The sequence below is a fragment of the Pseudoalteromonas sp. NC201 genome (genome assembly GCF_002850255.1).
Lineage (GTDB): Bacteria > Pseudomonadota > Gammaproteobacteria > Enterobacterales > Alteromonadaceae > Pseudoalteromonas.
In genome coordinates this window covers 568456-583437 of the sequence record NZ_CP022523.1, presented here as the reverse complement: position 1 = coordinate 583437, position 14982 = coordinate 568456, and the positions used below count along the sequence as shown (strand labels likewise).

Below are 14982 nucleotides of genomic sequence, written 5' to 3'. Positions count from 1 at the left end.
AGTATTGGTTAAAAATCGTGCCTATAATAAATCTATATTTTTCAATAAAGTGGTAATTTGTGAAGATATTGCTCGTGGATGACAGTGCGGCAACACTTGAGATTATTCGTCGCGGTTTAGTACGTTTTAGATATCGCAAGTTGTTGATAAAGAAAGCACAAAGTGCAAAAGAAGCCCTGAAAATTATCGGCTCTTGGCATCCTGATATTGTATTAACTGACTGGCATATGCCTGATATTTCGGGACTCGCATTAGTTAAAGCTATCAAACAGAAACAACTGGGTGTGACCATGGCAATGGTAACCACTGTGGACGACCGCGAGCAAATAAAGCTAGCCCTTGATTACGGAGCGGCATTTGTGCTGTCTAAACCATTTGCAGATGATGACCTCCACAATAAAATCATGCCCTTGGTCAAAGCCGCAGAGGAAAGCTCAAAAACAAGGGAAATTCATACTCTGCACAAAGGCGTTCCTTTGCCTCAAGTTGGACAACTTGAAAAACTTATGAATAAACATATCGACACTGAACTGAGGCTCTATCAGATTAATCAAATGGAGTATGATCCTGATAACCTGCCTTGCGTCATGGTTGCATACGAGGATCCTAGTAGTCAGAAGGTACGCGCAATAGGGATATTTGATGTGTATTCAGTTTGTGTGCTCGCCGCTTCCACTGGAAATTTAACAGATCAGGCAGGATTTGAAGCCATTCATCAACACCAGATCACAGAGCACATGTTAACCGCTTGCCACTCAGCATTAAACTCAACTTCTTATGCGTTTTTGGATGGAATAACAAGAAGAAGTCTAAGAGTAAAAGCCCTACAGCTAGTCACTAAACCTTTTCCTAAATTGAAGCGTCTGTATAAAACTGCTTCAAATATGAGGATAGATATATGCTGCCAACGCCCAAACATGGCGCAAGGGAAAATCCTATTGGTCGGACTTTTAAGCTAGTGCTTTTAACAAGACCCCCGGATCGCTGATCCCGGCTTCTTTTAGCGCTTCTTGAATATTTTTCGTCAACTCAACAACTTGGCTCTGCATGCGCAGTATAAATTCAAGTTTTTGTGTCACCAACTCAGCTTTCATTTCATCAGAATAAGAGTCACTTGCCTTTAATTCATCAAGTAATTTTTGTTCCTCTTTAATTTTTTCTCTTAACTCTTCGAGCTTTTCAACCATTTTTTGAATATGCGGAGGCAGTGCGGCTTCTTCTTGCTCTTCCTTTACCTCTTCTCCAGACAATTTAGACATATCTTCTTCAGATAACCTAAGAGGTCTGGGCGAGTTCGTCTCTTCAACTTTGGCTTCCTGCTCCTTCTGACTCGTAGCTGATTGAATTGGGGAGTGAATTAAAAAGTTAACGTTCATTGTTGTTTGGCCAACATGATTCCTTTGACCTACATATCGGTAATTTATCGAATATCTTTAGTAAAAAATTGCGCGGCATCCTTGCCGCTGCAAGTGCTTGGGAATGGAATCACTCAGCCTCAAAAACTAACTGAGCTTAAAATAATTCTGTTTTAAGATTTGCTTACAATTGCTTAATGCACGGTTTAACGCCTGCAGCAGGGTTTTACCTTTGGTCTTAACCTTTAACGTCGGTAATCCAGGTAACAAAAGCTCAACTTGGCATAAGGTAAGCCTGCCAACCTGCTTATCCACCTGTTTTTCAATTCGTACATTTATCTTTCGAATATTGTTTGTATAACCACTTAACGCTGCATTTATCGCTTTAGTGAAAACCACTTTACTCGACACCGCTATAGGTTCATTTACACCAACAAGATTCAGTTTCATCATTACCTCAGACAATCGCATCAAATATTACTGTATTGAAAACTTAGAATGACTCGAATATCAAAGTGTTTTCGCTGCATTCTCTCAACTTATACTTGCGCCGTGAGATCAAATCTACTAATGTTCACCAAAAGAGAAAAGCTGATTATACCTAACCTAAAGTAAGATTTTTACGAACAATATGAATATAAACTTCAATCACCTTTACTATTTTTGGCAAGTAAGCAATGAAGGCAGTATTGCTGGTGCAAGCAAAGTCCTTCATTTGACACCTCAAACAATTAGTGCGCAACTATCTAGTTTGGAAGCACGCCTTGGGAAACCTCTATTCATAAGAGAAGGAAGAGGTCTCAGATTGACTGACTTCGGCATTTTAACCAAACAGTATGCGGATGATATGTTTTCGATTGCAAAAGAGTGGTTGGAGACAACACAAGATGGCGCAACAGCTATACATCGTACATTAAAAGTTGGTATTTCTGATGCGATTCCAAAATCATTGGTTTCAAAGTGGCTTGCTCCACTGATAGAAAATGAGCAAGTTGCCAATTTACATTGTATTGACGGTCAACAATCAGAATTGCTAGCTCAGATGGCCATGCATAAGCTCGATATCGTGCTTGCAGATAAGCCACTTGATAGTCACCTTCCTTTCAATGTTTTTTGCCACGAGATTGGAAAAAGTCAAATTGGCTTATATGGTTCAGCTTCAAACAGTGAGCAACTCAGTGCAAATTATCCAAAATCGTTACAAGATCAGTCGCTCATTCTTCCAGCAAAGCACAGCCCTGTAACTAACTCGATTCAATTTTGGCTCCAAGAGCAAAATATAGAAATTAAAGTGGCTGGTCATGTAGATGATAGTGCTTTAATGAAAGCATTAGGCCAACAAGGATTCGGTATCTTCCCAGCTCCGCTGTCAATACAATCAGAATTGAAGCGCCATTATGATGTAAACCTTATAGGCACAATTGAAAGTGCATACCAAAATTACTACGCCTTCACACCAGACAGATTGATTAAGGACTCCATTTTTAACGAGTTTGTAAACTTTGCGAAGGGCATCAGCTGACTTAAAGTGTCAGCTTATGTTGGACTGTAAAAGAGAAGATAAATTCTGCTTATATCGCCTTGATAGATGAAGTGAGTCGCCATTTTCCAAAATAACATCGTAATCACCATTATCTCTTGTTTTAAGTTCACTAATTGCATTCAAATTAACGAGTGAAGACTTGTGGATCCTAGAGAAGCCAAACATCTTTAAATTTTTTTCCATCGCAGACATGGTATCCCGATGAAGTATTGAGCGCTGCCTATTTATCAAATGGAGCTCAACATAATTACCGGCACCTCCAACCCAAGCCAGTTCTTCAACTTTAATAACATGAATATGCCCGGAGTCTTTCACTATTAGTCGTTGATTTGGCATGTACTCAGAGGTTAGCTCCTGAGGACTTGAGAATACGGTATGAAGTATGTTCTCAATAAGCGTATCTGTCTTATCTCGCCCTTCAAGAGACATCACTGTACAAGAACTGAGTTTGGTATCTGTAGTGATCTTTATAGTCGAAACAGATGAGAACTTTTTCGCGATCAATTCTTGCTTTTTGGGATCACTTTCAAACGAAGAATCTATTAACAAACAGTCTATTTCACCCGACTCAATAGTTTCCAAAATATCAACAAATGTTTGATAGTAAACAAACTGGGAACAAACAGCGACTTCCTTTAACTTTGTACTCATTTCAACGCCAAGCGCAGACAAATAGCAGGGAATCAAGATTGTCACTTTTTTCATTCATCACCTTAAAGACATCAACAGGTTAACAAAGATACTAATACTTTGTATCTCATTTCACAATAGTTAACAAATAATTGTTATAGATTGTCACAGTGTAATTCGCAAATTAAATTTGATCTTTTTTTTAACTCCTGTCGTCACTACTTTCCGTCACCTTACGTATCTCAACTGGCATATTCCCGACTTCCGACATAGCCTCCTCGTGATACTAATAAGCCTTTGTGATGAGTTAGCAAGCTCGCCAAAGGTATCCAAAACAAACCTATCAGGGGATATCATGAAACAATTCAAGCGTTCTAAGTTAAGTATGCTTATAACTTCTGCGTGCCTAATCGGTGGAAGTTTGAGCATTCAAGCATCAGCTGAAGAAGCTGCTGATGGTGCTAATGACGAAGTCGAAAGAATTTCTATTACGGGCTCTCGTATTCAGCGTGTCGCGTTAACGGCAAAAACACCTGTTATCGAACTAGACGGTACTGAATTTGCAATATCTGGTAACTTAAACGTCGAGCAGAAACTTGCCGAGTTACCACTAACAGTTCCTTCTTTCGGACCAAGCTCAAATAACCCTGGTGATGGTACCGCGCGAGTAAATTTACGTGGTCTAGGTGATGAGCGTACCCTTGTTCTTGTTAATGGTCGCCGCTGGGTACCAGCAACACAAACAGGTGTTGTCGACTTAAACACTATTCCTGCTTCTCTTATCGAAGGTGTAGACATCATTACCGGTGGTGCAGGTGCGGTATATGGCTCTGATGCACTAGCAGGTGTTGTAAACTTTCGATTGAAAGACGACTTCGAAGGCGCTGAAATCTCTGCGTTATACGACATCACTGAAGAAGGCGACGGGGAAAAGTTCAACACAGACCTCACCCTGGGTGGAAACTTTGCCGATGGTAAAGGCAACGCCACTATTTATTTTGGTTACGCTAAACGTGAATCAATCTTCCAAGGCGACAGAGACTTTACTAACGTAACGCTCACTGAAGGCGATACAGGTTTAGTGCCTGGTGGGTCATCTGGTATTCCTGGGACAAGAATATTTGCAGGCCCTACACTTCCTAATGGTACAACTCTAGGTCGTTTTGGTCCAAATGGTGAAGGCCTACCATATACATCAGCCGATGCATTTAACTATGCCCCTGATAACTACCTACAACTACCACAAGAGCGTTTAACACTTAACTCTTTTGCACACTATTACATCAATGATGACACACGCTTATATAGTGAACTATCTTTCATTCGCAACGAAGTGCCATCACAACTAGCTCCGACTCCAGCGTTCGTAAATGGCTTGGTGGTTAACCCTGACAGTCCATACTTCGGTGCAGACGTTCAAGCCGCAATGAAAGCATTGGTGCCAGAACTCGATGATGACGGTGAACCAACTGGCAATATGGTTAGTCAGCTTGACGCCGATGGTAACTTTACATTCGCTACAATCGGTCGTCGTATGGTTGAAAACGGTCCACGTCAATCGATTGATACACGTAATGCGATGCGAGTGTTGATAGGTGTTGATGGCTTTATTGGTGACTGGGCATACAACGCTTACTACAGCCGCTCGGAGCTGGACCGCTCTAACCTACTTAATAACGACGTTTCTGAAACGCGCTTCAGACAAGCTATTTTAGTAACTGACGATGGTAGTGCATGTCAAGACACGTCAGGTGGCTGTGCACCATTGAACATCTTCGGTGAAGGCAATATTTCACAAGCAGCGATTGATTTTATCAACGTCGGGGCATCTAACGTAACAAACATTAAGCAAGAAATTATCCACATCGATTTTGCTGGTGAGCTACCATTTACTGTACCATCTGCTGATATGCCAATTGGTTTTGTAATTGGCTACGAAAGCCGTTTTGATGATTCACGCTTCCGCCCTGATGAGTTCTTAGCATCCGGTGATGTTTTGGGCTTTAACGCTGGCGAGCCAACAGTTGGTAGTTATAGCGTTGATGAAATATTCACAGAGATTGATATCCCGCTAGTAACTGATGCAGCATTTGCTGAAGACATTACACTTTGGTTTGCGGGACGTCTTTCTGACTATTCAAACATTGGTAATGCATCTTCATTTGCAACAACTATAAACTGGAAAGTGAATGAATACGTATCTTTCCGAGCAGGTTACCAAGAATCTGTTCGTGCGCCTAATATCTCAGAACTATTCCAAGGCGCAGCAAATGGTTTCCCTAGCGCAACCGATCCATGTAGCGTAGACGGTTTTGTAGAAGGAAAAACAGATAGAGCTCTTTGTGAGGCTCACGGCGTTTCAGCTTCTCAAGTTGGCGTATTTGAGCAAGCAAATGCGCAAATCGAAGGTAGCTTCGGTGGTAATCCAGACCTGAAAGAAGAAACATCAGAAACCGTTACTCTCGGTCTTGTTATTACACCAACCGAAAACTTTGATGTGACAATCGATTACTTCGATATCACGATTGATGATGCAATCGATGTACTAGGTGGTGGCGTAAACAATATTCTGGATGTTTGTTACAACCAACTTAAAGATCCTAACTCTGAATACTGTCAAGCAATTACTCGTCGTCCTGACGGTAACGTAGACCTTGTTACAGCGCTAAACGCGAACATCGCGTCGCTAGGAACCAAAGGCTATGACGTTAACTTCAACTGGACCACAGAGCTTGGCTTTGGTATCGGTGAAAATGGTTCAACACTGAACATTAACTCTAAGAACACAATCTTGGATGAGTTCTTCAGAACGCCAAGCGTTGGCTTCACAGAAACTAATTACTGTGCTGGTAAATTTGGTAATACTTGTGGTATACCACGTCCTGAGTTCCAAAGTAATAACCGCTTTACATGGACTTCAGGTGATTTGAGCATAGCGGCGCTAGTTCGATATATGAGCGAAGTTGATGAAGATACTGGCGAAAACGAAATTGTGCCTATATCTAAAGCAGAATGGTACCTTGACCTTAGTGCGAGCTACCACTTCACAGATCACCTACAAGCAACATTTGGTATCAAGAATGTGTTAGACACAGAGCCAACACCACTAGGTGACGCTCAACAGCAAGCAAATACATTCCCAGAGTTGTATGACGTAATAGGTCCTCGCTACTTCTTAAGCGCTGTGTACACGTTCTAGTCCACTAATACAGAAAACAAGGGAGCTTCGGCTCCCTTTTCAGTTATTTGTGTAATAGCTTTTTTATTCACAGCAGGTTACTAAGTTTTAAATCAAGCTCGCTGAAAGATTGATTAATACTAACAAAACTTCAAGCAGCGTCACTTTGCTCGCAACTAGATAAAGTTTGACTAAAATAAAGGGTATGCAGCTTAGCCTAATTGACCGTTTAAGAAAAAATAACATGAAGCAAACATCCGAAATCAATATCGCAGTTCAAGATGCTTTCAAATTGCTCCAACAGAAACAATATCAACAAGCGTTAACGAAGCTTCAGCCGTATACTGATTCGCCTCACCCCGACCTACATTACCTTTTGGGAATTTGCTATAAGTCACTAGCCGAATGGCAAAGTGCAATAAACTCATTAAGTGATGCCGCTAAGCTCGCGCCACTTAAAACCGAGATCTTAACTCATTTAGCCAAATGTTATTGGCTATCGGGTGATTTGCACCAAGCAGAGTCTCATTACCTTACGCTGTATAATACTGAGCCAAAGAATCTAGATTTACTTAAAAACTTGTCGCTTCTTTATCTCGAACAAAACCGCCTCGACATGGCCTATCAGTGGGCTTTGAAAGGACAATCACTCGATACTTCTGGGCAACTCACCAAAATTCTCGGAGACATTGAAAAAACAAAGGGAAACCTCAAACAAGCGATCAGCTATTATCAATCAGTACCGCAACACTCTCAGGTTGCTTTTCGAGCAATACACAATTTAGGCCTTTGCTATAAGTTACAAGCTAAATTTGAACAAGCAATTCAATGCTTTAGGTTTGTTCACCAAAGCGCACCTGAACACTACGAGCCGCTTTATAATCTTGGGGACTGCTTTTTTGCAAATGGTCAGTTTGAACCAGCACAACAAGCCTACACTCAGGCACTGAAGCGAGCGCCACACAACCCAACCGTCCATAAAGCACTGAACGAACTTTATTGGCAAAGCGGGCAACATCAGCTTTTTGCTAGCAGTTTAATAACAGCACTAGAGTCAGCCAATAATCAACAGCAACTTACAGAGTGTCTAGCCGAACTTTACTGGAACACCAATCAGTACACATTATGCGAGCAATGCATACAGAAGTCGGGTTATGCAGACAAATCAGCCACGCTTCTAGCGTTAAGAGGCCGTTTGGCAGCCACGAACAATGAGCTAAACACTGCCTATAAACATTTAGATGATGCCAATAAGCTAACCGTTAATTATGACAGGATCTGTGAGCAAGCAAAATTTGCAATCCAACTTGGGGAGTTTAGTACCGCACAATCCCTACTTGAGTACGTGTTGCAAGCACAGCCTAACTCACAACTTGCATTAGCTTGGCTAAGCGTAGTGTATCAAGCCACGGACAAAGAAAAGCATCGTGCTTTATGCAACCCAAACTTTGTCCTTACTACAACCTTAGACACTCCGAACGGCTATCAAAATAGTGAAGACTTTCTTAAAGAATTAGAGTCTTGTTTACTAACGCTTCATCAAGGTAAGCAAGCACCAAGTGAGCAAACTTTAGTAAATGGTTCACAAATTTCTGGTGGCTTGCTTAATAGAGATATCGAAGTCATCACCAAAGCTCGAGCTCAATTACTGCAAGATATTGAAAAATGTCTCAATAACTTAGAGTTAGTGCCTGAGCACCCATTTTTGGCTCATTTAAATAAGGATAAATTAATTACTGGTTCGTGGTCTGTCAAATTAACAGAGCAAGGCTTCCACGTGAGTCATATCCACCCCGCTGGCTGGATAAGTGTGGTTTTATATATCAACACGCCAAACGACGATAGCAACAATGGGGTAATTGAATTTGGTAGACCTCCCCTAGCACCTCCTTACGATTTTCCACCATTTAAAACTGTAAAACCTAAACGAGGACAAATCGTGATCTTCCCCTCTTATTTTTGGCATGGAACACAGCCATTTAACGCATCAGACAATAGCTATCGAATGACGTTGCCACTCGATATTGGCGTAATCAATAATTAACAAGAGATATTATTTTGATGGCAAACGAAGAGATACAACCTCTCAACATTGACACACTTTTACAGCCAATCCTAGAATGCGAATCGCAAAATAGTTGGCCATTATTACTACCAAAGTTACTCGATGCCTACCCACAGAGTGCAGAGCTAAGCTATCGTGTAGCTGTAATTTTAGAACAAATTGGGGCGTTAGCCGAAAGTGAAAAAGCCTACTTTCACTGCATTGATCTTGCGCCCAAAAATTATCTAGTTTACTTGTACCTTGGATATTTACTAGAGACTAAGAGCGAGGAGAATACGGCACTAGCATGTTATGCCCTGTGTGAAACACTGACAGGCAGCTTTAAACGGCTTCAGCTTGCCAATAGCACAGCTCCTCAAACGCTTAAACGTTTTCAAAAAGCTTGGCAATGTATGGAAAGAAACCTTGGTACTGCATCAAGCATTGAGTCTGGACGCTGGGTTCAATACAGTAGTAAGCCCTTTGAAACACCTCAAGCACCACATCTTTTTTACGTACCTAATCTAACTGCAAAACCAATCTGGCTGGCACAGCAATTTTCATGGTATGAAAGCTTTAGCACCATGATCCCCGACATCATTAAAGAGTTTCACGCTACTTTTAATACCGCATCTTCGCACCTTACCCCCTATTTATCGGGTAAAGAGTATGAAAGCGTATTCCCAAAGCTTGCAAACAGCAACAACTGGCAAGCACTATCCATTTTTAAAGAGGGGATCGAAGACGTTTCGGTGTCAAAGCACTTTCCTATTCTAAAAAAGGCTTTAGAGAAAGTGCCTTACTACGGCTTGACGGCATCCCCATACGAAGTGTTTTACTCTAAGCTAGCAAAAGGCCAAACTATTACTCCACATTATGGCCTTTCCAATCACAGTCTAACAGTACATTTGGCTATAGATATTCCCCACGACTGTTACTTAGAGGTCGATGGTAACCGCATTTTATGGCAAGAACATCAACTCACCATATTCGACGACTCTTATTTGCATTTAGCGCACAACGGTAGTGACCGAGATCGGATTGTACTTATTTTCTCCATTTGGCACCCTGATCTATCATTAACTCAGCGCCGAGCAATCCAGTTAGAGTTTTTAAATAGGCAAAACCTCATTGACAATTTAAATGCAACTCTGAGTGAATACAGAAGCGATCACTAGTATCCCAATTTTCGTCACGGCAACCCTTCAACTTGCCACAAAAGGGGTTGTTACTATACAAATAGTCCGTAACGTTAAGACTGACCTTATAATTAAGGTCTCCCTGGATAATTTCGGGGGGCGACCCCCGTTTTTTTCAAGCTAGCCATATGATAAATCACAGTGCTAGAATCCCATCACAGCCTTCAAAAAAACGTAAATTCATGCAAAAACCGACCATCACTATCCATTACTGCGTACTTTGCCAATGGATGTTGCGAGCAACTTGGCTTGCACAAGAGTTACTTTCAACTTTCTCTGACGATTTACAACAAGTCGCGTTAGTGCCAGCAAGTAAAGGCGTATTCAAAATTTACTATAACAATACGTTAATTTGGTGCCGAAAGGCGGATGAAGGTTTTCCTGAAGCCAAAGTGCTCAAAAGAAGGGTGAGAGATTTGTTAGATCCTGAGCGTGATTTAGGTCATGTGGATAAATAACTAGCTAACAATGATGGCTATAACTTAATCCCGAGATTACAGGCGAGCCTAGAATCGCCGCTGTTTCACCGCTCAATGAGGTGAGCATCTGGTGCTGCTTCACGGACGAATTCCAGCACATGGTCCAGACCTGAGTCGCTCAGATTTAGCCCCGAGCGTACAGGGAACACCTAGTCTGGTCGCGTGCATCAACATTAACACGCGGTTTAGCCCCGTGCATATGGGGAACACGATTGAATGTTGCGGAATTGAAATCACGAGGCCGGTTTAGCCCCGTGCATACGGGGAACACCTGCTCACCAATTTGAGCGGCGGCATTCATGGCGGTTTAGCCCCGTGCGTACGGGGAACACTTGGCTGCTCGTTGTTTCGCTGTTTTCCTCGCCGGTTTAGCCCCGTGCGTACGGGGAACACATCCACGTTTGGAATAGACATAAAACAGCCTCCGGTTTAGCCCCATGCGTACGGGGAACACTGATTTTAGATACTAATTTCATAGTGATTTTCCGGTTTAGCCCCGTGCGTACGGGGAACACAGGATTGTACGTCTCAACAATATCGTTAATGTCGGTTTAGCCCCGTGCGTACGGGGAACACATACGCATTAAGCGCAAAATATCGTCCCCCATCGGTTTAGCCCCGTGCGTACGGGGAACACAGTCTACCGATTGGCCTAACTTACGAAACTATCGGTTTAGCCCCGTGCGTACGGGGAACACCGGTATTAGAGCAGGCGCTCGCATCTTACGTACGGTTTAGCCCCGTGCGTACGGGGAACACTAAGAATCGCGGGCCTTGGTGGTGGCGCTGGCCGGTTTAGCCCCGTGCGTACGGGGAACACAGAAAACGGGTGAGTTCATTATGGTTTGCCAGCGGTTTAGCCCCGTGCGTACGGGGAACACAAGCAATGAGAGATGCTGAATACAGAAGAGAGCGGTTTAGCCCCGTGCGTACGGGGAACACTCTTCTTGCTGTTTTAGGAGTGCGGCTTTTTGCGGTTTAGCCCCGTGCGTACGGGGAACACCTCCACGGATAGGCCATTATGATTACGATGTGCGGTTTAGCCCCGTGCGTACGGGGAACACTCTGTGACGCCCGTTCCTGCAATCTCAAGTATCGGTTTAGCCCCGTGCGTACGGGGAACACTCTCATCTTGTATTTGAGTAAACTCTTTTTCATCGGTTTAGCCCCGTGCGTACGGGGAACACGAGCACCCAAGATGAACGAAGCCCAACAGCTACGGTTTAGCCCCGTGCGTACGGGGAACACTTCGTCAGTAATATCAGCCGAACTATAATCCCCGGTTTAGCCCCGTGCGTACGGGGAACACATTTTATCGTTTACCTCATCCAGTCTGGAGGACGGTTTAGCCCCGTGCGTACGGGGAACACGAATGGGGTGGCTATGGCGACCTACAAGAAGTACGGTTTAGCCCCGTGCGTACGGGGAACACTCATAGCCATAGTAGGGTTAGTACTAACATCGCGGTTTAGCCCCGTGCGTACGGGGAACACCGCGGTGTACGTTGCCGCGAAGCGCTAAAAGGCGGTTTAGCCCCGTGCGTACGGGGAACACAATATTCCGTTTGATTGCCAAGAGCAAATTACCGGTTTAGCCCCGTGCGTACGGGGAACACGGAGGCAAGTAAATGGCTATTCAAAAGAGTGACGGTTTAGCCCCGTGCGTACGGGGAACACTTAGAGGGTGTCACGCCTGCACAAATCAAAAACGGTTTAGCCCCGTGCGTACGGGGAACACAAGAAAGCTGCAAAGGTATGAATTTAGGGGAGCGGTTTAGCCCCGTGCGTACGGGGAACACTCAAAAAAGGTGATGGTTGGTTCAATCATCGACGGTTTAGCCCCGTGCGTACGGGGAACACAGCAAGCTATGGCGAGTGAACAGCACCCAGAACGGTTTAGCCCCGTGCGTACGGGGAACACCAGCCAACGAACGTGCATTCATCAACACCGTGCGGTTTAGCCCCGTGCGTACGGGGAACACGACTCTGCACGTTATGCTGAGATTGAGCTACAGCGGTTTAGCCCCGTGCGTACGGGGAACACTGTTGATACAGCGATAAATACAAAGCGCGTTACGGTTTAGCCCCGTGCGTACGGGGAACACGCTGGGTCTGACAAAAACATCACCGCCGAATACGGTTTAGCCCCGTGCGTACGGGGAACACGTTCAGTTAAACCGTTTTCCCTGTCAGACATACGGTTTAGCCCCGTGCGTACGGGGAACACATGACTCGGCGGCTTATGGTTATCCTGATTCGCGGTTTAGCCCCGTGCGTACGGGGAACACTTTAATTTCTTGCTTATCTTCAACCGGTGCATCGGTTTAGCCCCGTGCGTACGGGGAACACTTGAGAGGTTTGGAGTGCATGAGTTTAATGCACGGTTTAGCCCCGTGCGTACGGGGAACACTGTGACTTTGCTATTAGTAGCTAAGCCTAACGCGGTTTAGCCCCGTGCGTACGGGGAACACTGCTATTTGGTTTAGTGTCATTGGTTTTCTGCCGGTTTAGCCCCGTGCGTACGGGGAACACATCGTTTCTATTAAATCACTCATTTCACCGTCCGGTTTAGCCCCGTGCGTACGGGGAACACCCAAAAAACACCAAAAAAAACTAAAAACAACACGGTTTAGCCCCGTGCGTACGGGGAACACCCTACGTGGAGTTGATAGCTCGTTAATTAATTCGGTTTAGCCCCGTGCGTACGGGGAACACTTCATGGTCAAATACAAGACATTGAGGAATGCCGGTTTAGCCCCGTGCGTACGGGGAACACCTTTTCAGGCAGTGATTGCATGACATTAAACCCGGTTTAGCCCCGTGCGTACGGGGAACACCAGCTTGGGTAATTGCGCTTGGGTCAAAGAGACGGTTTAGCCCCGTGCGTACGGGGAACACAGACCGACTCGCATCATTAGCAAACTGAAGCGCGGTTTAGCCCCGTGCGTACGGGGAACACTACCCATTACATAAATGCCGTCGGGGTTAGTTCGGTTTAGCCCCGTGCGTACGGGGAACGTAAGCGTACGGCTAACTACACCTAGAGGCTAACATGCCAGGGCAGTAAACTGTCGATATCGTACTGTGGCTGGGCTAATTCGTTTAAGCAATGCATCACATAATCGAATGGGGTGTGGCCGTTTGCTCTGGCTGTTTCGATCACGCTGTAGAGGATTGCGCTACTCTCAGCGCCACTTGTGGTGAAGCTAAACAGCCAGTTCTTTCGCCCTATGACGAACGGTTTGATAGCGCGCTCTGCCCGGTTGTTGTCTATCTTTAGATGTCCGTCATCGAGGTAGTGAATGAGTTTCGGCCACTGCCTTAGCGTATAGTGGACGGCCTCGCCCAGCTTCGATTTTGGTACCACCGTTTGTGCTGATTTATCTAACCAGGTTTTAAACTGGGCCAGCAGCGGTGCGCTTTGTTGTACCCGTGCAGCCTGCCGCTCCTCTGCGCTTGCTGTTTTGTTTGCAGTCTCAACTCGATATAACTTTTGAATATGGTTGAGCGCCCAGTTCGCTTTACCAGTTTTACCCTTGGCCTGCGCATCTGCGGCTTCTTTGAACTTGCGTCTTGCGTGCGCCCAGCAACCAACCAGTGTCGCCTGCGTTTGCTCATAGCCTGCATAGCCGTCAACTTGCAGATAGCCGTTGTAGCCCTGTAAAAATGCCACAGGACAGCGACCCGCACGACTATTCTGATAGTCGAACAGGGCAATATTGGGGATGCTTTCCTCTGCCACAGGCGAGTCCGTGCCGCTGCAATACAGCCACATGTAACCGGTCTGTTTGTCTTCTTTCACCACCTTAACCGTGGTTTCATCGCCGTGCAGTACCGGTTGCTGTAGCAACACTTCGTGCAGCCTGTCATAGAGCGGCTTGAATAAACTGGCGCAGCGGATCACCCAATCCGCCATGGTTTGCCTGCTCAGTGCGATACCATATTGTTTGAACAGGCTTTCCTGCCGATACAGCGGTAAGCCATACTGATATTTACTGGTGATGATCTGGCTCAGCAAACTGGCCGTGGCAATACCTTTCGGGACCGGGCTCGGTGGGACTGGGGCTTGTTTTATCTCAACCCGGGTTTGTGTTTTTTCACAGTGCCGGCAGCTGTATTTTGGTCTGACATGTTCGATGACTTTGACCTGGGCCGGGATAAACTCCAGCTTTTCGCTCACATCCTCGCCCATTTTGTGCAGCTCACCGCCACAGCAGTCACATTGTTTGTTGTCGATGTCATGCACAACACGTTCGCGGGGCAGATCTTTTGGCAGTGGCTGACGTGTCGGCTTTTTGCGCTGATATTCGATGGTTTCCACGTCTTGCTCAGGTGCTTCTTCAACCAGCGTTTCGGCTTCATTGAACAAGTCAGCTTGTGCAGGGTGCGACTCACTGCTGGCCCCGAAGCGTTTTTGCTGGGCCAGTCTGAATTGTTCTTCGAGGTAGTTATTACGCGCCTGAAGCTGAGCAATGATCTGCTTCAACTGCTGAGGATCATCAGGCAGTTTATTCATTTCTTTCATRCAGTCTACTGTATCAACAGAGTAACTGTT

Annotated in this window: 10 protein-coding genes and 1 CRISPR repeat array; of the genes, 6 read left to right on the top strand and 4 right to left on the bottom strand. The window is 44.9% G+C overall.

Annotation, left to right across the window (positions count from 1 at the left end):
• Nucleotides 1–59 precede the first annotated feature (59 nt).
• Entirely contained in the window at nt 60–959 is a 900-nt protein-coding gene (locus tag PNC201_RS20470) for a response regulator (RefSeq protein ID WP_010603943.1), read from the top strand.
• On the opposite strand, the gene PNC201_RS20465 is transcribed toward PNC201_RS20470, so the two are convergent.
• Nucleotides 951–1376 (bottom strand): hypothetical protein, encoded by a 426-nt coding sequence (locus PNC201_RS20465; RefSeq protein ID WP_102058233.1) that lies wholly within the window; start codon nt 1374–1376, stop codon nt 951–953. The genes PNC201_RS20470 and PNC201_RS20465 overlap by 9 nt on opposite strands.
• A 126-nt stretch (nt 1377–1502) precedes the next feature.
• The gene (locus PNC201_RS20460; RefSeq protein ID WP_227388010.1) at nt 1503–1808 is read right to left on the bottom strand and encodes a hypothetical protein; all 306 of its coding nucleotides are present in this window, start codon (nt 1806–1808) and stop codon (nt 1503–1505) included.
• Between the two features lie 178 nt (nt 1809–1986).
• Between PNC201_RS20460 and nhaR the strand changes: the two genes are divergently transcribed.
• Nucleotides 1987–2877: a transcriptional activator NhaR gene (gene nhaR, locus PNC201_RS20455; RefSeq protein WP_010603946.1), complete on the top strand. Its 891-nt coding sequence runs from the start codon at nt 1987–1989 to the stop codon at nt 2875–2877.
• A 9-nt stretch (nt 2878–2886) separates the two neighbouring features.
• Here nhaR and PNC201_RS20450 read toward each other — a convergent pair whose 3' ends face one another.
• Nucleotides 2887–3603 (bottom strand): LytR/AlgR family response regulator transcription factor, encoded by a 717-nt coding sequence (locus PNC201_RS20450; RefSeq protein WP_010603947.1) that lies wholly within the window; start codon nt 3601–3603, stop codon nt 2887–2889.
• Nucleotides 3604–3883: 280 nt separating this feature from the next.
• Here PNC201_RS20450 and PNC201_RS20445 point away from each other — a divergent pair, with 280 nt between their 5' ends.
• From PNC201_RS20445 to PNC201_RS20430, 4 genes are all read left to right on the top strand, one after another.
• The gene (locus tag PNC201_RS20445; RefSeq protein ID WP_102058231.1) at nt 3884–6727 is read left to right on the top strand and encodes a TonB-dependent receptor domain-containing protein; all 2844 of its coding nucleotides are present in this window, start codon (nt 3884–3886) and stop codon (nt 6725–6727) included.
• 223 nt (nt 6728–6950) lie between these two features.
• Complete coding sequence (locus PNC201_RS20440) at nt 6951–8750, top strand: tetratricopeptide repeat protein (RefSeq protein WP_102058230.1); 1800 nt, start codon at nt 6951–6953, stop codon at nt 8748–8750.
• A gap of 17 nt (nt 8751–8767) precedes the next feature.
• Nucleotides 8768–9928, top strand: a complete 1161-nt coding sequence (locus PNC201_RS20435; protein WP_010603950.1) for an aspartyl/asparaginyl beta-hydroxylase domain-containing protein — start codon at nt 8768–8770, stop codon at nt 9926–9928.
• A gap of 203 nt (nt 9929–10131) precedes the next feature.
• The gene (locus PNC201_RS20430) at nt 10132–10407 is read left to right on the top strand and encodes a SelT/SelW/SelH family protein (RefSeq protein ID WP_010603951.1); all 276 of its coding nucleotides are present in this window, start codon (nt 10132–10134) and stop codon (nt 10405–10407) included.
• Nucleotides 10408–10548: 141 nt separating this feature from the next.
• Nucleotides 10549–13447: direct repeats of the CRISPR family, unit length 29 nt; unit sequence CGGTTTAGCCCCGTGCGTACGGGGAACAC.
• A 20-nt stretch (nt 13448–13467) separates the two neighbouring features.
• Here PNC201_RS20430 and tnpC read toward each other — a convergent pair.
• A complete protein-coding gene (gene tnpC / locus PNC201_RS20425; RefSeq protein ID WP_102057852.1) occupies nt 13468–14943 on the bottom strand; it encodes an IS66 family transposase in 1476 nt (491 codons plus the stop codon).
• Between the last annotated feature and the right edge of the window lie 39 nt (nt 14944–14982).